At 66.0% G+C, this 18,092-nt stretch carries 15 protein-coding genes, 2 pseudogenes and 1 riboswitch; all 17 genes and pseudogenes read left to right on the forward strand.

The window, feature by feature from the left end; translation table 11 throughout:
* The first annotated feature begins 17 nt into the window (after positions 1-17).
* Positions 18-252: riboswitch (cobalamin riboswitch) on the forward strand.
* Between the two features lie 162 nt (positions 253-414).
* The 17 genes and pseudogenes from AC1DZ5_RS07990 (at position 415) to cobA (ending at position 18,082) form a co-directional block, all read left to right on the forward strand.
* Complete coding sequence (locus tag AC1DZ5_RS07990; RefSeq protein WP_477887823.1) at positions 415-2,163, forward strand: TonB-dependent receptor domain-containing protein; 1,749 nt, start codon at positions 415-417, stop codon at positions 2,161-2,163.
* Positions 2,164-2,168: 5 nt separating this feature from the next.
* The gene (locus tag AC1DZ5_RS07995) at positions 2,169-3,593 is read left to right on the forward strand and encodes a cobyrinate a,c-diamide synthase (RefSeq protein ID WP_477887825.1); all 1,425 of its coding nucleotides are present in this window, start codon (positions 2,169-2,171) and stop codon (positions 3,591-3,593) included.
* Positions 3,590-4,438, forward strand: coding sequence for an ABC transporter substrate-binding protein (locus tag AC1DZ5_RS08000; protein WP_477887827.1), 849 nt, complete (start codon positions 3,590-3,592; stop codon positions 4,436-4,438). Before AC1DZ5_RS07995 ends, AC1DZ5_RS08000 begins: the two co-directional genes overlap by 4 nt.
* Positions 4,435-5,019 (forward strand): bifunctional adenosylcobinamide kinase/adenosylcobinamide-phosphate guanylyltransferase, encoded by a 585-nt coding sequence (locus AC1DZ5_RS08005; RefSeq protein WP_477887829.1) that lies wholly within the window; start codon positions 4,435-4,437, stop codon positions 5,017-5,019. Before AC1DZ5_RS08000 ends, AC1DZ5_RS08005 begins: the two co-directional genes overlap by 4 nt.
* A gap of 120 nt (positions 5,020-5,139) precedes the next feature.
* Positions 5,140-5,862: pseudogene (locus AC1DZ5_RS08010) on the forward strand (ABC transporter substrate-binding protein); the annotation flags it as partial.
* Complete coding sequence (locus tag AC1DZ5_RS08015; RefSeq protein ID WP_477887831.1) at positions 5,859-6,938, forward strand: FecCD family ABC transporter permease; 1,080 nt, start codon at positions 5,859-5,861, stop codon at positions 6,936-6,938. The pseudogene AC1DZ5_RS08010 and the gene AC1DZ5_RS08015, both read left to right, overlap by 4 nt.
* Positions 6,935-7,723, forward strand: a pseudogene (locus AC1DZ5_RS08020) (ABC transporter ATP-binding protein); the annotation flags it as partial. The gene AC1DZ5_RS08015 and the pseudogene AC1DZ5_RS08020, both read left to right, overlap by 4 nt.
* Before the next feature lie 24 nt (positions 7,724-7,747).
* Positions 7,748-8,317 carry a cob(I)yrinic acid a,c-diamide adenosyltransferase gene (gene cobO / locus AC1DZ5_RS08025; RefSeq protein ID WP_477888336.1) on the forward strand — a complete coding sequence of 190 codons (570 nt, stop codon included), beginning with the start codon at positions 7,748-7,750 and terminating at the stop codon, positions 8,315-8,317.
* A 4-nt stretch (positions 8,318-8,321) separates the two neighbouring features.
* Positions 8,322-9,152, forward strand: a complete 831-nt coding sequence (locus AC1DZ5_RS08030) for an ABC transporter substrate-binding protein (protein WP_477887833.1) — start codon at positions 8,322-8,324, stop codon at positions 9,150-9,152.
* Between the two features lie 21 nt (positions 9,153-9,173).
* The gene (gene cobW, locus AC1DZ5_RS08035; protein WP_477887835.1) at positions 9,174-10,235 is read left to right on the forward strand and encodes a cobalamin biosynthesis protein CobW; all 1,062 of its coding nucleotides are present in this window, start codon (positions 9,174-9,176) and stop codon (positions 10,233-10,235) included.
* Positions 10,236-10,253: 18 nt separating this feature from the next.
* Complete coding sequence (gene cobN / locus AC1DZ5_RS08040) at positions 10,254-14,072, forward strand: cobaltochelatase subunit CobN (protein WP_477887837.1); 3,819 nt, start codon at positions 10,254-10,256, stop codon at positions 14,070-14,072.
* On the forward strand, positions 14,069-15,136 hold the full coding sequence (locus tag AC1DZ5_RS08045) for a magnesium chelatase ATPase subunit I (RefSeq protein WP_477887840.1): 1,068 nt from the start codon (positions 14,069-14,071) through the stop codon (positions 15,134-15,136). The genes cobN and AC1DZ5_RS08045 overlap by 4 nt, the downstream gene beginning before the upstream one ends.
* 122 nt (positions 15,137-15,258) lie before the next feature.
* Positions 15,259-15,819, forward strand: coding sequence for a vWA domain-containing protein (locus AC1DZ5_RS08050; protein ID WP_477887842.1), 561 nt, complete (start codon positions 15,259-15,261; stop codon positions 15,817-15,819).
* Between the two features lie 14 nt (positions 15,820-15,833).
* Positions 15,834-16,238: a DUF1636 family protein gene (locus tag AC1DZ5_RS08055; RefSeq protein ID WP_477887844.1), complete on the forward strand. Its 405-nt coding sequence runs from the start codon at positions 15,834-15,836 to the stop codon at positions 16,236-16,238.
* A 55-nt stretch (positions 16,239-16,293) separates the two neighbouring features.
* A complete protein-coding gene (locus AC1DZ5_RS08060) occupies positions 16,294-16,485 on the forward strand; it encodes a CbtB domain-containing protein (RefSeq protein WP_477887846.1) in 192 nt (63 codons plus the stop codon).
* A gap of 26 nt (positions 16,486-16,511) precedes the next feature.
* Positions 16,512-17,345 (forward strand): CbtA family protein, encoded by an 834-nt coding sequence (locus tag AC1DZ5_RS08065; RefSeq protein ID WP_477887848.1) that lies wholly within the window; start codon positions 16,512-16,514, stop codon positions 17,343-17,345.
* Positions 17,346-17,350: 5 nt separating this feature from the next.
* Positions 17,351-18,082 (forward strand): uroporphyrinogen-III C-methyltransferase, encoded by a 732-nt coding sequence (gene cobA / locus AC1DZ5_RS08070; protein WP_477887850.1) that lies wholly within the window; start codon positions 17,351-17,353, stop codon positions 18,080-18,082.
* The last annotated feature ends 10 nt before the right edge of the window (positions 18,083-18,092 follow it).

The following is an 18,092-nucleotide window of genomic DNA, read 5'->3' on the forward strand; positions in this document are numbered from 1 at the left end:
AGCGAAAGCTGGGGCAGCGTAAAATGCGCGGGTTGGTGCTCGCGGTGTGGTTCACACGCCGCAGTTCAACGGGAAGCAGGAGGGCGTCGCTGGTAACAGCAAGCCTAACCTGCGCTGCCCCCGCAACGGTAAGTGGACGAGTCCTTGTACTCCGCTTCCATCACGGCCACTGAGCGTATTGAACACACGCTTGGGAAGGCGATGGAGGTTGCATCCACCAGCCCGGATACCGGCCAACACGGTGGAGGTGCGCCTGGCGCGTCTCCGTGACGCCCATGCCCTGGCGGGGAAGCCGGGGAGGGTTCCAGTTCGGGTTCTTGTTTCATGACATGGTGTATTTCTGGAGTGCGATGTTCGGCGCTCCTGCTCGCCCTGTGGGCTGGCACTGCTGCGCAAGCGCAGCTGGAGTCGGCCGTGCCTCTCAAAGAAGTGGTGGTGACCGCAACGCGCATGGCACGGCCGGTAGGTGATGTGGTGGCGGATGTCACCATCATTGACCGTGCAACGCTGGAGCGTGCCGGCCCGGTCGGCCTGGCCGACGTGCTGGCCCGTGTGCCGGGGCTCGAAATTGCCCGCACTGGCGGGATTGGCAACGCCACCTCGGTGTTTGTACGCGGCGGGGAAAGCAAGCACACCGCGGTGCTGGTCGATGGCGTGCGACTGGACTCGCAAAACGTCAGCGGCGGTGCCAACTGGAACACCATCCCGCTTTCGCAAATTGACCACATCGAAATCGTGCGCGGCCCCACCAGCGCGGTCTATGGCTCGGACGCGGTCGCCGGGGTGATCCAGATCTTTACCAAAAAAGGCGAGGGCGGCTTTGTGCCTTCGATTGGGCTGGGCTACGGCAGCAACAACACGCAAACGCTGGACTTTTCGGCCAGCGGCGGCTCGGGTGTGGTGGACTACTCCTTCGGCATCTCCGGTGCGATCAGCGACGGATTCAACATCCGCACCGTCAGCACCCAGAACCCCGATGCGGATGGCTACTTGAGCAACAGCGGCAACGTGCGCCTGGGCCTGCAATTCAGCCCGGACCAGCGCCTGGAGTTGACGGTATTGCAAAGCCGCATGGATGCGCAGTACGACGGCGGTCTGACCAAGGACTACCGCAGCATCAATAGCAACTCCACGCAAAGCCTGCAATGGAGCTCGCAGTGGACCGAGCGCTACGCCACCAAGCTGAGCCTGAGCCAGGGCCTGGACCAGGGGCGTGACCTGCCCGCAGATACCAACAACCGCACGCAGATCGACAGCGCGCTATGGTTCAACGAATACCGCCTGGGCCCGCAGGCCTTCAGCGCCACGCTGGAACAGCGTAACGATGCCTTTCAGCTCTCGGGCGCGCCACGCATCGACCGTGGCAAATCCCAGGCGGGGGCCGGCGTGGGCTATGCCTGGTCGGGCGAGGTGCACACCTTGCAGTTCAGCGCCCGCAATGACAACGACAGCGAGTTTGGCGGCCAGACCACGACGTCCGCCGCCTATGCCTACGCTGTCACGCCGCAGTGGCGCGCGTCGGCCAGCACGGCCAGCTCGTTCCGGGTGCCGACGCTGTACCAGCGCTTCAGCAAATACGGTGTGTCTACCCTGGTGCCTGAGTCCGGCCGCAATGTGGAGCTGGGCCTGCACTACACCGAGGGCGCCAATGCCTTTGGGGTCGTGGTGTACCGCAACACGCTGACGAACCTGCTGAGTTTTCTATCGGGCGCGCCGGCAGCGGGCTGCCCTGTGCCGGCCACCGGTTGCTACGCCAACACGGCCCAGGCCCAATACCAAGGCGTGGGCTTCAGTGCGCAGCGTGCGCTGGAGTGGGGGCGGCTATGGGGTTCTCTGGACTTGCAGGACCCGCGGGACAGCGTGACTGGAAAATTGTTGCCCCGCCGCGCCACCCACCATGCGGTGGTGGGCTTGGATACCCATGTGCAAAGCTGGTCGCTCGGTGCGGAGTTGCAGCTGTCGTCTATGCGCTTTGACGATGCGGCCAATGCCACCGTGCTGCCGGGTTACGTGCTGCTGAACCTGTCGGCCCAGCGGCCGATGTCGCGCGAGTGGTCGGTACTGGTGAGGATGGACAATGCGACGGATACCAAATACCAACTCGCTGACACCTATGCCACTGCCGGCCGCACCCTCTATGTGGGCCTGAAGTGGGCGCCCTGACACCTATGCACGCCACCGCCACTTGCCCCGCCATTCTGATTGCCGCGCCCGCCTCCGGGCAGGGCAAGACGACGGTTACGTCGGCGCTGGCGCGGCTGCACACGCGCCAGGGGCGGCGCGTGCGGGTGTTCAAGTGCGGGCCGGACTTTCTGGACCCCTGCTGGCACGCGCTGGCCAGCGGCGCGCCGGTGTACCAGATGGATTTGTGGATGACCGGTGAGGCCGATTGCCGTGCGCGCCTGCATGCGGCGGCGCTGGAGGCGGACCTGATCATTGTGGAAGGCGTGATGGGTCTGTTTGACGGCGAGCCCAGCGCGGCCGATCTGGCGCAGCGCTTTGGTCTGCCGGTGCTGGCGGTGGTGGATGCCTCAGGCATGGTGGGCACTTTTGGCGCGCTGGCCTTTGGTTTGCAGCACTATCGGCCCCACATGCCCTGGGCCGGTGTGCTGGCGAATCGCGTGGCCAATGCGCGCCATGCGGGCATGTTGCAGGCTAGCGTGGCAGAGGACCAATGGTTGGGTGCGGTGTTGCGCAATGCGGCCTTGGCTTTGCCCAAGCGCCACTTGGGCCTGACGGTGGCGACTGAAGTGGTGGATGGCATGGAGCGGCTGGATGCGGCCGCCGATGCGCTGGCCACTACGCCACTGGGCCAGATGAGCTTGGAAGACTTGCAGCGTTGGGCGGTGGAGTTTGCGGCACCAGAGCATGGGCAAGGCGCCGGGGAGGCAGAGCGTTCTGCTCCGTGTCCCCCGACCGCTTTGCGGTCTCCTCCTTTACCTGCGCAGAACGCTCTGCCTCCCCAACGCCCTACGTTGCATGGCAAGACGGTTGCGGTTGCACGCGACGCTGCCTTCTGTTTTATCTACGCGGCCAACCTCGACACGCTGCGCGCGCTTGGGGCCGAGCTGGTGTTTTTCTCGCCGCTGGCCGACGTGGCGCTGCCTGCGTGCGACGCCCTGTGGATTCCCGGCGGTTACCCTGAGTTGCATGCGGAGACGATTGCCGCTAACACCGACTTCAAGAACAGCCTGGCCGCGCACATCGCCGCGGGCAAGCCTGTTTGGGCGGAATGCGGCGGCATGATGGCGCTGTTTGACACGCTGGTCACGCTGGACGGCGAGCGCCATGCGCAGTGGGGTGTGCTGCCTGGCGAGGTAACCATGCAAAAGCTGCTGGCGGGCCTGGGGCCGCAGCAGTTGGCGATGGAAGGCGGCACATTGCGCGGCCATACCTTCCATTACTCGACCACTGCCACGCCGCTGCAGGCCATGGTTCGTACCTCGCGCCCGAACATGGAGCCGTCTGACGATGCCGGTGAAGCAGTGTGGCAAATGGGTAGCGTGCGCGCCAGCTACTTCCACGCTTGGTTCCCGTCCTGCCACGACGCGGTGGTGGAGCTGTTCACTGCATCCGTAGAGGTGGCTGCATGACGGACCTACTGCACTTTCAGCCCGGTCCCCAGCGCATCGTCTGCCTGACCGAGGAGACCACCGAGTGGCTGTACCTGCTGGGCCAGGAGGCGCGCATTGTGGGTATCTCGGGCTACACCGTCCGGCCCAAGCGTGCGCGGGACGAGAAGCCGCGTGTCAGCGCCTTTCTGAGTGCCAAGCTGGACAAGATCATGGAGCTGCAGCCTGACTGCGTGTTGGGCTTCTCCGATCTGCAGGCCGACATTGCGGCCGACCTGGTCAAGCGTGGCGTGCAGGTCACCGTTTTCAACCAGCGCAGCGTGGTGGAGATTTTTTCCATGCTGTTCCAGCTGGCCGCCATGGTGGGCGCGGCGGAGCAGGGCGTACAGCGCATTGCACAGATGCAAGCGGACTTGCGTGCCATGCAGGCAGCGGTTGCCGCCAAGGTGGCTAGCGGTGCGCGGCGGCCCAAGGTGTTTTTTGAAGAGTGGGACACGCCCCACATCAGCGCCATCCGCTGGGTGTCGGAGCTGATGGGCATTGCGGGGGGCGACGATTGTTTTCCCGAGCTGGCGCAAGAGTCGCTGGGCAAGAACCGCATCATTACGGACGGTGCCGAGATCGTCCGTCGCAACCCCGACATCATTCTGGGTTCCTGGTGCGGAAAGAAATTTCGGCCCGAGAACGTGGTGGCGCGTGAGGGATGGGGCGTGGTCAACGCCGTGCACCACAACCAGTTGTTCGAGATCAAGTCCCCCGACATCCTGCAACCCGGCCCCGCCGCGCTGACCGATGGCGTGGCCAAGATGCACCAGATCATCCTGCAATGGATGGACGCAGACCAAGCCGGAGCATTCCAGCCATGAGCACGATGACGATTGCGAAAAGTGAGCTGATCCTGGGCGGCCAGAAAAGTGGCAAGTCGCGCCGCGCCGAGCTGCTCGCGCGCGAATGGCTGGACCAGAGATTGGGCCACCGCGCCGTGCTGATTGCCACCGCCCAGCCCTGGGACGACGAGATGCGCCAGCGCATCGCCCGCCATCAGGCAGACCGTGCTGAACGCGTGCCGGGGATGGCCACGGTGGAGGAGCCGTTGGCGCTGGCCGAGGCGATTCAAATGCAAAGCCAGCCTGACACCTTGGTGGTGGTGGACTGCCTCACGCTGTGGCTGACCAACCGGCTGATGCCTGCGGATTCTGAAGAAGATAGGCCTCTACCCCCCGTAAACAGTGCGCTAGCAGCTTCTCTTTTGATAGCAATTTCTCAAGCCCCAGGCCCCGTGGTGCTGGTGGGCAACGAGATTGGCCTGGGAGTGATCCCCATGGGGCGTGAGGTGCGCGCCTTTGTGGATACGCTGGGCAAATTGAACCAGGATGTGGCCGCCGCGTGTCAGCGCGTGACGCTGATGGCAGCGGGCCTCCCACTGACGTTGAAGGATGCGCCATGACGCAGCACCCACTTGCCAACCTCTTTCGACGTCGCGCACTGCGAAGCGGCGAAGCGCCACTGCGTTTTGCGCAGGTCAAGGAGGAGCCCGCAAAGCGGGCGGGGGACACGGAGCAAAACGACCGTGTGTGAACTCGGCCAGTGCCATCGTCTGGTCGGCGTGGACCGCTATTCCAACTTCCCGGCCAGCGTGCAAAAGCTGCCGCAGGTTGGTGGTGGGCTGGACCCGAACATCGAGATGATCGTCGCCCTCAAGCCCGATGTGGTGCTGATGGCCACCTCGTCGCGCGCGGGCGAGCGGCTGCAGGCGCTGGGCATCAAAGTCATCGCGCTGGAACCCAAGCGCCATGCCGATGTGCAGCGCGTGATGCTCAAGCTGGGTCAGTTGCTGGAGGTGCCCGATGCCGCACGTATCTGGCGTGCGATTGATGCGGGCGTCGCGGCCGCGGCCCAGTCGCTGCCTACCAGCGTGCGCACTGTGAAGGTCTACTTTGAAGTGAACCAGGGGCCGTATGCGGCGGGCGAGTCGTCATTCATCGGCGAAACGTTGACGCGCCTGGGCGCCAAAAACATCGTCCCCGCCAACCTCGGCCCCTTCCCCAAACTCAACCCCGAGTACATCGTGCGCGCCAACCCTGACCTCATCATGATCGGCCAGCGCAGCGCCGACGGCCTGACGACTCGGCCGGGCTGGCAGAGCATTCGGGCACTGCGTGAGCAGCGGGTCTGCATCTTCCCGCCCGATGAGGCCGACATGCTGGTACGCCCCGGTCCACGCATGGCCGAAGGTGCACGCCTGATGGCGAAGTGCTTGAGCACAAAAGCCCCAGGAGCCAAACCATGATGCCAAGGCGCGTCTTCTGGTTGGTCTGGGCGGGCGTGCTGGGCGCAGTGGCTTTGGTTGCACTCGGTATTTGCGTAGGCAGCGCCGGGCTGGAGAACCTGCTCGGGCCGCTGCTCAACCCTGCGCAGGACCCGCAGCAAACCGCCATGGCACAGCAGATCGTCTGGCAGATTCGCCTGCCGCGCACGCTGGGGGCCTGGGCAGCAGGCGCCTTGCTGGGCCTGGCCGGTGCGGTAGCACAGGGCTTGTTTCGCAATCCGCTGGCTGATCCGTATTTGTTGGGCAGCGCCTCGGGCGCCTCGCTGGGTGTGGCGCTCGCGCTGGCCGCGTTGGGTGGCGGCGCCGGCATGCTGGGCGGAAGCATGATGAGCGGTGGCGTGGCGGTCAGCGTGTTCTCCAGCAGCCTGTGGGTGCGCCTGGGGCTCACCGGTGCGGCGTTTCTAGGCGCGGTGTTCGCGGTGATGCTTACGCTGGTGCTGTCGCGCGGCGTGGGCCACACGCTGCGCCTGCTGCTGGCTGGTGTGGTGGTGGGCGTGGTGCTGGGCGCCATGACGCACCTGGTGCTGCTGTTCTCGCCCGAATCGCTACAGGCCATGCAGGCCTTCATGCTGGGTTCCACGGCCTTTGTGGGCTGGACCTCGTGTGTGCTCATGGCCAGCGTGTGGGCCGTGTGTGTGTTGGCGGCCTGGCTGCTGGCGCGCGTGCTCGATGGTTTGAGTTTGGGCGACGCCACCGCCATTAGCCTGGGGCTACCCGTGGCGCCCATGCGCGCGGCGCTGGTGGTGGTGCTGGCGCTGGCCACGGGCACCGCAGTGGCGCAAACCGGGCTCATTGCCTTTGTAGGTCTGGCCGCGCCGCACTTGGTGCGCTCGGTGGTGAAGACCACCCATGCGCACCTGATGCTGCTCTCTAGCCTCATGGGGGGCGTGCTACTGATGGCAGCCGACACGCTGGCGCGCGGGCTGATTGCACCGCAGGAGTTGCCCGTGGGCATGCTCACCGCGGTGCTGGGGGGCGGCTACTTGCTGTGGCTGATGCACCGCAGCAGCAGCCTGGGTGGAGGGCGTGCGGCATGACGATCGCTACTAAAACCATAGCTATTCGCGCAGATTCCATAGGGGCTAGCCTCGGAAATGGCTTGCAAAAACAGCCCATCCTGCACGGTATCAGCCTGGACCTTGCGGCCGGGCAGTGGACCAGCATCGTGGGGCCCAACGGCGCGGGCAAGTCCACTTTGCTCAAGTGCCTGGCCGGCGTGTTGCCGCACAGCGGCAGCGTCAGTTTGCTGGGCCAGCCGCTGTTGAGCCTGCCGCACCGCGAGCGCGCGCGGCAACTGGCCTGGTTGGGCCAAAACGAAACTTCGGCCGACGATTTAACCGTGTGGGACGTGGCCATGCTGGGCCGCCTGCCGCACCAGGCCTGGCTGGCACCGCCCAGTGCGGCCGACCATGCGGCCGTAGAACAAGCCCTGCGCGCCACCCGCGCCTGGGACTGGCGCCAGCGAGCGCTCGGTCAATTGTCCGGCGGCGAACGCCAGCGCGTGTTGCTGGCCCGGGCCTTGGCGGTGCAGGCCCAGGTGCTGCTGATGGACGAACCGCTGGCCAACCTGGACCCGCCGCACCAAGCCGACTGGCTGGACGTGGTGCGTGCACTGGTGGCCGAGGGCAAAACCGTGGTCAGCGTGTTGCATGAGATCACCATGGCGCTGCAGGCCGACTCTATGGTCGTCATGGCCGCAGGCCGCGTGACCCACCAAGGCGCCTGCTCCGACCTGGCCACGCACCGCGCCATGGAAGATGTATTCGACGGACGTATTGCCGTCCACCCCGTACAGGGGCAGTGGATTGCGCTGCCCAAAGTTACCCAACCCCCCAAGAGGGCTCCCATGCAAATTGAAACTCCACCCGTCGATTACGAACGTGTCGTCCCCACGGCGGAACGCCGCGGCCTCATCATGGTCAACACCGGCCACGGCAAGGGCAAAAGCACGGCCGCATTTGGCCTGGCCCTGCGCGCACATGGCCGCGGCAAGGCCGTCAAGGTCTACCAGTTCATGAAGGTGCCCAGCGCACGCTTTGGCGAACACCGCTTGTTTGAGCAACTGGGCATTCCCATCGAAGGCCTGGGCGATGGTTTCAGCTGGAAGAGCAAGGACCTGGACCATTCCGCGCAACTGGCGCTGGACGGCTGGGCCAAGGCCGAGGCGACGATTCGCGCGGGTGAACACTTCATGGTAGTGCTGGACGAAATCATGTACCCGCTGCGCTACGGCTGGATTCCGCTGGAGACCATCCTCACCTGCCTGCGCGAGCGCCCGCCGCATGTGCATGTGGTGTTGACTGGCCGCAATGCACCGGGCGAGCTGGTGGACCTGGCGGATACGGTGACCGAGATGACGCTGGTCAAGCACCATTTCAAAGCGGGCGTGCCTGCACAGCGTGGCATTGAGGACTGAAGCTTTGCGCGCATTTTTTGTCCTTCTTGCTGCGGTGCTGGGTTTTATATCCAGCGTAGCCATGGCGCAAGCGCAGCCCGTGTTTCGCATCGTCACGCTCGCCCCCTCGCTGACCGAGGCGGTGTGCGCGCTGGGCCACTGCGCGCAGTTGGTGGGCACCGATCGGCACTCCACCTGGCCCGCTTCTGTGCTGGCGCTGCCCAAGGTGGGCGGCTTGGAAGACGCGCAGATCGAGCGCATCGTGACGCTGCGGCCCAACCTGGTTTTGCTCGGGCCGCGCAGCCGTGCGGGAGAGCGCCTGCAGGCGCTGGGTGTGCCGGTGATGATGCTGGACGCGCGCACCCATGCCGACTTGAAACGCATGCTGGTGAAACTGGGTGAGACGCTGGGTGAACCCGCCCGCGCTACCGAGCTTATTGCTCGCATCGATGGCGAGCTGGATGCCGCCGCGGGCCGGATGCCCGCTGCCTTGCGTGGGCGCACCGTCTATGTAGAAGTGGGGGCGGGGGCGTCCGCTGCGAGCGAGAAAAGTTTTATTGGCGAGACTGTGGCCAAGCTGGGTTTGGTTAATGTGGTGAGCGGTGAGTTGGGCTTGTTCCCCAAGGTCAACCCCGAACTGCTGCTCCGCCGCCCGCCCGACCTGATCATTGGCCCGCGCGCCACGTTGGCCAACCTGACGGACCGCCCTGGCTGGAGTGCGTTGCCGGCCGTGCGCCAGCAGCAGCTGTGCCTGCTGGATACCGAACGTATGGACCTGCTGTCACGCCCTGGCCCGCGCCTGGGTGAGGCCGCGCAAATGCTGGTGGAGTGCCTCAAAGCACTGCCGCCCCGTTAAATTTTCTTGAAGGACCCTCGAATGCAAACCCGAAAAATCCCCGCCACCATCGTCACCGGCTTCCTGGGCAGCGGCAAGACCACGCTCTTGCGCCACCTGTTGGCTAACGCACAAGGCCGCCGCATCGCGGTCATCGTCAACGAGTTTGGCGAGCTCGGCATCGACGGCGAACTGCTGCGCGGCTGTGGCATTGGCTGCGACGAGAACGGTGAAGAAAACGGCCAGTTGTACGAACTGGCCAACGGCTGCCTGTGTTGCACGGTGCAGGAAGAGTTCGCGCCCGTGATGGAGCAGTTGGCCAAGCGCCGCGACCAGATCGACCACCTGATCATCGAAACCTCGGGCTTGGCGCTGCCCAAGCCGCTGGTGCAGGCCTTCCAGTGGCCCGCGCTGCGCAACACCTTCACCGTGGATGCGGTGGTGACCGTGGTGGACGCACCCGCCGTGGCGGCTGGTGACTTTGCCGACGACCCCGTGGCCGTGGACGCCCAGCGCCGCGCGGATGACAACCTGGACCACGACTCGCCGCTGCATGAGCTGTTTGAAGACCAGTTGGCCACGGCCGACCTGGTGATCGTGCACAAGACGGATGGTCTGACGGCCGAAGAATTGGTGGGCGTGGAAGCCGCCATCCGCGCCGAGACCTTGCCCGGCGTGAAGCTGGTACATGCACAGCATGGCCGCATCGACATTGGTGTGTTGCTGGGCCTGCAGCGCGCAGTGGAAGACCAGATCGACCAGCGCAAGACCCACCACGACGAGGAAGAAGACCACGACCACGACGCCTTTGACTCGGTGCAGGTGGCGTTGGATGTGACCAGCCGCGATGCGTTGCTGGCTGCGCTGCGCGATGTGGTGGGCCGCCATGAGATCTACCGCGCCAAGGGCTTCGTGGCCTTGCCCGGCGTGGCCATGCGCCTGGTGGTGCAGGGCGTGGGCAGCCGTTTTGACAGTTACTTTGACCGCGCCTGGCGCGCCGATGAAGCGCGCCAATCGCGTCTGGTGCTGATTGGCTCCGAGCTCGATGCGGCTGTGTTGCAGGCTGAACTCAGTGCTGCATTGTCAACTCCCGTTGCCGCATAACTATCGCGAAAGTTAACCATGCATTTGCTCTCCACCCGCCCCGGCGGCCACGTTGAAGACGGTGGCCAGGGCGTGGTGCGCGTGGAGCAAACGCCGGGTGACATCGTCGTGCTCAGCGCGGCAGACACCACGCTGTCTTTGCTGGCCGATGCAGCGGGTGTATTGCCCGAAGGCTTTCCCACGGTCCGCCTGGCGAACCTCATGTGGCTGCGCCAGCCCGCGTCGGCGGATATGTATGTGGACGAGGTGCTGCAGCATGCGCGCGTGGTGGTGATTGACCACCTGGGTGCCGCCAGCGACTGGGCCTATGTGGTGGAGCGTGTGCGCGAACTGGCGCGCGAGCGTGGCCAGTGGTTGGCCCTGTTCTCGGGTGACGCGAGTGAAGACCTGCAACTGCTGTTGCGCAGCACCGCCCCGCACGAGGACTGCCGTCAGCTCTGGCGCTGCCTGCGCGAAGGTGGCCGTGACAATGCGCGTAACTTTTTTGAATTGATAGGTCAAAGCGCGTTTGGCTTGGGGGCTCGGCCTGCGCCGCCTGTTGCGCTGCCACCGGCCATGGTTTACCAGCCGCCTGCGCCCCAAGCCTGGCTGGACGGAGCCCCCGCCGCGCTGCTGGTGTTCTATCGCGCCCATCTGCAGGCTGGTAACACGGCGGTGTTTGACGCGATGCTGGCCGCACTCAACGCAGTGGGGCTCAACACTGTGGCTGTGGCCGTAGATTCGCTCAAGAACCCCGCCAGCCTGGCGCTGTTGCAGTCCCTGGCTGCGCAGCACAGTGTGGGCGTGGTGTTGAACGCCACCAGCTTCGCGATCACTGCCCTCGATGGCGACGACGTGGACAGCGTGGATGGCGCACAGATGGAACGGCTGGCCGGCGATGCCCCGGTGCTGCAACTCATCACCGCCGGTTGCGCACAAGAGCAATGGGCAGCCGATCCGCACGGCCTGGCACCACGCGACCTGGCCATGCAGGTGGTGCTGCCCGAGGTGGATGGCCGCATCGGCACACGCGCCATTAGCTTCAAGGGCCTGGCCTGGCGCTGTGAGCGCACCGAGGTAGACGTGGTGCGCTACCAGCCCGAGCCCGAGCGCATGGCCTTTGTGGCCGAGTTGGCGCGCCGCTGGTGCGTGCTGCGTGACAAGCCGAATGCCGACAAACGCGTGGCGCTGGTCCTGGCCAACTACCCGAATGACGATTCCCGCCTGGCCAACGGTGTGGGCCTGGACACGCCGGCCTCCACGGTGGCCTTGCTGCACGCCATGCAGGGCGAGGGCTACGCGACGGGCGCCTTGCCCGAAAGCAGCGACACGCTGATGGCCGCGCTGGTGGCCGGCGTGACCAACAACCTGGACGCCAACGACATGCGTCCCGCCAGCCAGAGCCTGGCCATGGCCGACTACCTGGCGGACTTCAACCGTCTGGACCCCGCCAACCGCGACGCGGTGAATGCACTGTGGGGCGCGCCCGAGCAAGACCCCATGGTACGCAGCGGCCGCTTCATGGTGTCCGGCCATCGCTACGGCAACGTATTTGTGGGCAACCAGCCCGCGCGCGGGCGTGATCTGGATTTGGTGGCCAGCTACCACGACGCCGATCTGGTACCCACGCACAACTACCTGGCGTTCTACTTCTGGCTGCGCCGCCAGTTTGCTGTGGATGCCGTGGTGCATGTGGGCAAACATGGCAATCTGGAGTGGCTGCCTGGCAAAAGTGTGGCGCTGGGTGCCAACTGCTGGCCCGATGCCATCCTGGGCCCGCTGCCGCACCTGTACCCCTTCATCGTCAACGACCCCGGCGAGGGCAGCCAGGCCAAGCGCCGCACCCAGGCCGTCATCATCGACCACCTGATGCCGGCCCTGACCCGCGCCGAAACCTACGGCTCGCTGCAAAAGCTGGAGCGGCAGATGGACGAGTACTACGAGGCCATCTCCTTGGATCCACGCCGCGCCCAGCGGCTGCGGGTGGACATTCTGGACCGCGTGTTGACGGAGAACCTGCACACCGACCTGGGCTTTGCCAAACCCGCCGATGACGCCGGCCGCGAGGCACTGCTGCAGCGGTTGGACGCGTATCTGTGCGAGATCAAGGAATCGCAAATCCGCGACGGCCTGCACATCCTCGGTAGCTCGCCACAAGGCCGCCAACAAATCGACACGCTGGTGGCTCTGGCACGTTTTCCCGGTGGCACGGCGGCGGGGCAGCGTAGCCTGCTGGTGGCCTTGGCGAAAGACTTGCAGCTGGAGGGTGTGGACGGCTTTAGCGCGCTGAGCCCGGAGTGGGCTGCGCCTTGGAGTGGCCCGTTCCCCGCCGTCTTGCAGGCTGTGAGTGTCGAGGCTTGGCGCCATGCGGGGCACACGCGGGAGCGGCTGGAGTTGCTGGCGCAGCAACTGGTCATCGACCATGTTGTGGCTAACGAACCATTCGCTACCGAAGCTTGGCCGCACACCGCCCCAGTGTTGCAGCGCATGCGCGACGTGTTGCGCCCGCGCCTGGACGCCTGCGGCCCGCAAGAAATTTTGCAATGCCTGCGCGGCTTGTCGGGCCAGTTCGTTCCCGCTGGACCCAGCGGCGCTCCGTCGCGCGGCCGGCCTGATGTGCTGCCCACGGGGCGCAACTTCTACTCGGTGGACACGCGCGCTGTGCCCACACAAACCGCCTATGCCATGGGTGCGGCTGCGGCCGAGCGCGTGATCGAGCGCCACCTGCAGGACCATGGTTGCATGCCGGGCCAGGTGGGCCTGTCGGTCTGGGGCACCAGCACCATGCGCACGGGCGGCGAGGACATTGCCCAGGCCTTTGCGCTGCTGGGCGTGCGGCCCAAGTGGGCCGATGGCAGCAGCCGGGTGGTGGACATTGAGGTGCTGCCCATGAGCCTGAAGGGCCGGCCGCGTGTGGACGTGACACTGCGCGTGTCGGGCTTCTTCCGCGATGCGTTTCCCAATGTGATCGACTTGTTCGACACTGCCGTGCGCACGGTGGCCGCGATCAGCGAAGAGGATGAACCCGACGAGGTGAACCCGATCCGCGCCCGCGTGCGGCGCGAGGCGTTGGATGCGCAGGCCAAAGGCTTGAGCGCCGAGGCGGCGGAGCGCGAAGCCACATGGCGCGTGTTTGGCCCGCGCCCCGGTGGTTATGGAGCTGGTCTGCAAGAACTCATGGCCAGCGGCCGCTGGAACGACGGTGCGGACCTGGCCCAGGCGTATTTGCGCGCCGGAGCCTTTGCCTACGGGCAGGGCGAACACGGCGTGGCCGCGCGCGGCAGCTTTGAGCAGCGCGTCGCCGGGCTGGACGCGGTGCTGCACAACCAGGACAACCGCGAGCACGACGTGCTCGATTCGGACGACTACTACCAGTTCCAGGGCGGCATGGCGGTGGCGGTCGAAGCGCTGACCGGCGAGCCCGCCGCGCTGTACCACGGCGACTTCAGCGTGCCGGGTGCGCCACGCATCCGCACGCTGGGCGAAGAGGTGGCGCGTGTGGTGCGTTCGCGTGCCGTCAACCCCAAGTGGCTGGAGGGCGTGCGCCGCCACGGCTACAAGGGCGCGTTTGAGATGGCCGCCACGGTGGACTATTTGTTTGCGTTTGACGCGACCACAGGCGTGGTGGGCGACCACCAGTACGCGCTGGTGGCTGACGCCTATTTGCATGACGACACCAATCGCGCGTTCCTGCAACAGCACAACCCCGGCGCGCTGCGCAGCATTGGCGAGCGCCTGCTGGAAGCCATGCAGCGCGGCCTGTGGGAGGCGCCGGGCGACCAGCGCGAACGCATTGAAGACCATTTGCTGGCGCTGGAGCGCCGCATTGAAGAACACGGAGAAGGACCTTTGGTATGAAAACTTCTACAGACAACATTTCTCTGGAACCCGCCACGCGTGCGGCCTTTCCGTTCACCGCACTGGTGGGCCAACCGCAATTGCAGCGCGCATTGCAACTTGCAGCCATCGACCCCGGCATTGGTGGCGTGTTGATCAGCGGTCCGCGCGGCACGGCCAAGTCCACGGCGGCGCGTGCGCTGGCCGCGCTGTTGCCCGGTGCGCCCTTCGTCACTTTGCCCCTTGCCGCCAGCCTGGAGCAACTGGTGGGCACGCTCAATGTGGAAGACGTGTTGCGCGACGGCCAGGTGCGCCTGGCGCCCGGCCTGGTGGCGCGTGCCCATGGTGGTGTGCTCTATGTGGACGAGGTGAATCTGCTGCCCGACGCACTGGTGGATGCGCTGCTGGATGTGGCCGCCAGCGGGGTGAACACGGTCGAGCGCGATGGGATTTCGCAGCAGCACGCCGCCCGCTTTGTGTTGGTGGGCACCATGAACCCGGAGGAGGGTGAGCTGCGCCCGCAGCTGCTGGACCGTTTTGGCCTTTCGGTGGCGCTGGCCAACCCCGTAGATGCCGCACAGCGCACAGCCATCTTGCGGGCGCGGCTGGGCTTTGATGAAAACCCCACTGCGCTGGATGCTCAGCATGCCGAACAACAACGGGCCTTGAGCGCCGCCCTGGTCGCCGCACGCGAAGCCTTACCGCGCCTGAGCTGGTCGGACGAAGTGTTGCACCATGCAGCGGCCTGCGCCATTGCGGCGGGTGTAGACGGCATGCGCGCCGATCTGGTGATGCTGCGCGCCGCACGGGCGCTGGCCGCGCTGGAAGGGCGCAGTGAAGTGACCGTGGCGGACGTGGACGCTGTTGCGGAACTGGCGCTGGCGCATCGCCGACCCGAGGGCAGTGCAGCGCAAGCGCCCAGCAACGCGAGCGCACCCCAGCAACCACAACAAAACCCTGAGCGCCCGCAGGGTCAGAAGCCCACGGCATCCACCTCTCAAGGCGACTGGGGCGCTATGCCCGCCCAGCCCGAAGGCACCACCAAGGTTCAAAAAATAGCCGGGTGGCCGCCAAAAAAAGCCTAGGCCATCCCAGCCGCCGCCCGCGCAACGGGACTGGCAGCTGGCGGTGGCCTCCACCACCCCATAGTTTTTCTTCAACCGCCGCAACGCCCAACGTACGGCAGCGCAGCGCCGCCATTGCATGGTTGCCCACCGTAGTCGCCAAGGGCCCGGCGCCGCTGCAGCGCACGCACCTGCGCCACCAGCTGGTTGCGCTGCGCGCTGGCCGCTTGCATTGCATCGTGCTCGATACCTCAGGCTCCATGCGCCAGCGTGGCCGCCTCGCCTTGGCCAAGGGCCATGCGGCCTTCATGATCGAACAGGCCGCGCGCCAGGGTGATGATGTGGCGCTGTTGCGTTTTGGCGGGCAGGGCGTGGAACTGTTGTTGCCCCCGGGCCGCGCGCGCGCCTCGGGTAGCCAGCGTTTGCGACCCGTGGGCGGTGGCGGTGGCACGCCGCTGGCCGAAGCCCTGGTCCAGGCCGACCGCTTGCTGCAGCGCACGCTGCGCACGAACAGCTCAAAGGGCCTGATCGAATGCTGGCTGTGGCTGTTAACCGATGGCCGCACGCTGGAGCAACCCCAGGCGCCGCAAACGCCGCAACACCTAGTGATCGTCGATTTTGATGACCCGAAAAAGAACCTGGGTCGCTGCGCTGCCTGGGCCGCACGCTGGGGTGCCGAGCACCACCTGGCCCCAACTTTCTGAAACACAAGTTACCGATGTCTGACACCGAAATCATTGTTTGCACCACCTGCCGCCCGCCCGGCGCCTCGCGCGAGCTGCCGGCTGCGGGTCTGGCCCTGTTTGAAGCCGTGCAGGACGCGCTGCTGAACTGCGAGCTGGACACGGGCCAGCACACAGGACTGAAACTGCACGGCCTGGCCTGCATGAGCGGTTGCGCTCGTGCCTGCACCGTGACGCTGCAAGCCCAGGGCAAGTTCACTTATTACTTTGGCGACCTGGCCTCTGATGACGAAACCGCGGCCCAGGTGATTGCCTGCGCCCAGCTGCACAAGCACAGCGCGGACGGCAACTTGGCCCGCAACAGCCGTCCTGAGCGCCTGCGCAGCGGTATCCTTGCCCGATTGCCCCCCGTAGGTCTGAGCGCCCCCGGCTCGACATGAGCGGCCGAATCCATTACGTTTGATTTTTTTACCCACCCACCCCAAGGAGATTGCTATGACTGAACCGACAACGTTGACCCACAGCCCCGCTGCCACCCACAACCCCGCCCTGGCCGTGCTGCGCCCCTTGCTGGGCGCTGCGGCGCTGGGCCTGGTGGTGCTCTACGGCGTGGCGTTTGCGGAAAGCCCGCTGGCCCACAACGCTGCGCACGACGTGCGCCACATCACCGTCAAACCCTGCCACTGAGTTGGCCTTTTTAACGGGAGAACCCCATGATTTTTCAACGACTGATCTGGGCGGCACTGGCCACCGCCGTGGTGGTGGGCAGTGTGCAAACCGGCGTGCAACGCTGGCAGGCCGCCCCACTGATTTTGGCGGCCGAGGTCTATGAAGAGCAAAAAGCCGAAACTGCGGCACCTGTGGCCGACGCCGCAACAGCCACCCACACCCATGCCGAGGGTGTCGCAGCGCATGACCACGAGCACGGCGCAGCCAAGGAATGGGAACCCGAGAACGGTGCCGAGCGCATTGGCTGGACCTGGGTGGCCAACATCCTGCACGCTCTCAGCATGACGCTGCTGGCGTTCGCGGTGATGGGGGTGTGGCTGTACCAGCGCGGCGCTGCCGTGCCATCGTTGCGCCTTGCCAGCGTGGTCACGGCTGCGGGTTTTCTGAGCTTTCACCTGTGGCCATCGCTGGGCTTGCACGCTGAAGTACCCGGCATGGAAGCCGCGCCCTTGCAGGCCCGCCAGGTGTGGTGGGTGCTGGCAGTAGGCAGCGCAGCAGGTGCTTGCGCGGTGGCCGGCTTTGCCCGCGCCTCTTGGCGCTGGCTGGTGGCGGCTGCCTTGCTGGCACTGCCGTTTGTGGTGGGGGCACCCAAGCTGCAGGGTGATCCCCAGGCCGGTTTTGGCCCTGAGGCCCATGCCGCGCTGGAGCAGCTCGGTGTGCAGTTCATCTGGGCAACCACCTGGGTGGCGCTGTCGTTTTGGGCCAGCCTGGGCCTGGTGGGCGGCCTGAGCTTCCAGCGCTGGGTGCGCCCAGCCTTGCTGGCGGTGTTGCAGCGTGCGGATGCGCCTGCCGCGGGCGCGGTGCAAGCCTCGCAGTGAGCGGTGTGACGGGTTTTGTGTCCATCGTCGGTGCAGGCCCCGGCCCGGCCGACCTGATGACGCTGCGTGCGCTGGACCGGCTGCAACAGGCCGAAGTGGTGGTGCACGACCGGTTGATCTCGCCCGAGGTGCTGGCGCTGATTCCGGCCGCCGCGCAGCGCGTCTACGTGGGCAAGGCGCTTGGCAACCATGCGGTGCCGCAAGAGGGTATCCACGACCTGCTGGTGGCGCATGCGCGCCAGGGCCGGCGCGTGGTGCGCCTCAAAGGCGGTGACCCCTATGTGTTTGGCCGCGGGGGCGAAGAGGTGCAGGCCCTGCAGGCCGCGGGCATTGCCTTTGAGGTGGTGCCGGGCGTGACAGCGGCCAGCGGCTGCTCGGCCGCCGCGGGCATTCCGCTCACGCACCGCGACCTGGCGGGCAGCTGTGTGTTCCTGCCCGGCCACCTGGCCGATGACGACGCCACGCACGACTGGGCCGCTTTGGCGCGTCCGGGGCAAACGCGCGTGTTCTACATGGGTGTGCAGCGGTTGAGCCAGATTGCGCATCAGCTCATCAGCCACGGCCTGTCGCCCGACACGCCCGCGGCCATCGTGCGCGATGGCACGCGCCCCACGCAAACGGTGATTGCCACCAGTCTGCGCAACCTGGTGGCGCTTGCGCCAGCCTATGGCCCGCAGCCCGGCTTGCTAATTATTGGCGAGACGGTGCAACTGAGCCCGGACTACCGTGCAGATTGAGGGCTCGCCA

The organism is Rhodoferax sp. P1_F3, from assembly GCF_056405715.1.

Coding starts and splice junctions, on each gene's coding strand:
- AC1DZ5_RS07995 (WP_477887825.1), top strand. CDS start 2,169: ATGCACGCCACCGCCACTTGCCCCGCCATTCTGATTGCCGCGCCCGCC.
- AC1DZ5_RS08000 (WP_477887827.1), top strand. CDS start 3,590: ATGACGGACCTACTGCACTTTCAGCCCGGTCCCCAGCGCATCGTCTGC.
- AC1DZ5_RS08005 (WP_477887829.1), top strand. CDS start 4,435: ATGAGCACGATGACGATTGCGAAAAGTGAGCTGATCCTGGGCGGCCAG.
- AC1DZ5_RS08015 (WP_477887831.1), top strand. CDS start 5,859: ATGATGCCAAGGCGCGTCTTCTGGTTGGTCTGGGCGGGCGTGCTGGGC.
- cobO (WP_477888336.1), top strand. CDS start 7,748: ATGCAAATTGAAACTCCACCCGTCGATTACGAACGTGTCGTCCCCACG.
- cobW (WP_477887835.1), top strand. CDS start 9,174: ATGCAAACCCGAAAAATCCCCGCCACCATCGTCACCGGCTTCCTGGGC.
- cobN (WP_477887837.1), top strand. CDS start 10,254: ATGCATTTGCTCTCCACCCGCCCCGGCGGCCACGTTGAAGACGGTGGC.
- AC1DZ5_RS08045 (WP_477887840.1), top strand. CDS start 14,069: ATGAAAACTTCTACAGACAACATTTCTCTGGAACCCGCCACGCGTGCG.
- AC1DZ5_RS08055 (WP_477887844.1), top strand. CDS start 15,834: ATGTCTGACACCGAAATCATTGTTTGCACCACCTGCCGCCCGCCCGGC.
- AC1DZ5_RS08060 (WP_477887846.1), top strand. CDS start 16,294: ATGACTGAACCGACAACGTTGACCCACAGCCCCGCTGCCACCCACAAC.
- AC1DZ5_RS08065 (WP_477887848.1), top strand. CDS start 16,512: ATGATTTTTCAACGACTGATCTGGGCGGCACTGGCCACCGCCGTGGTG.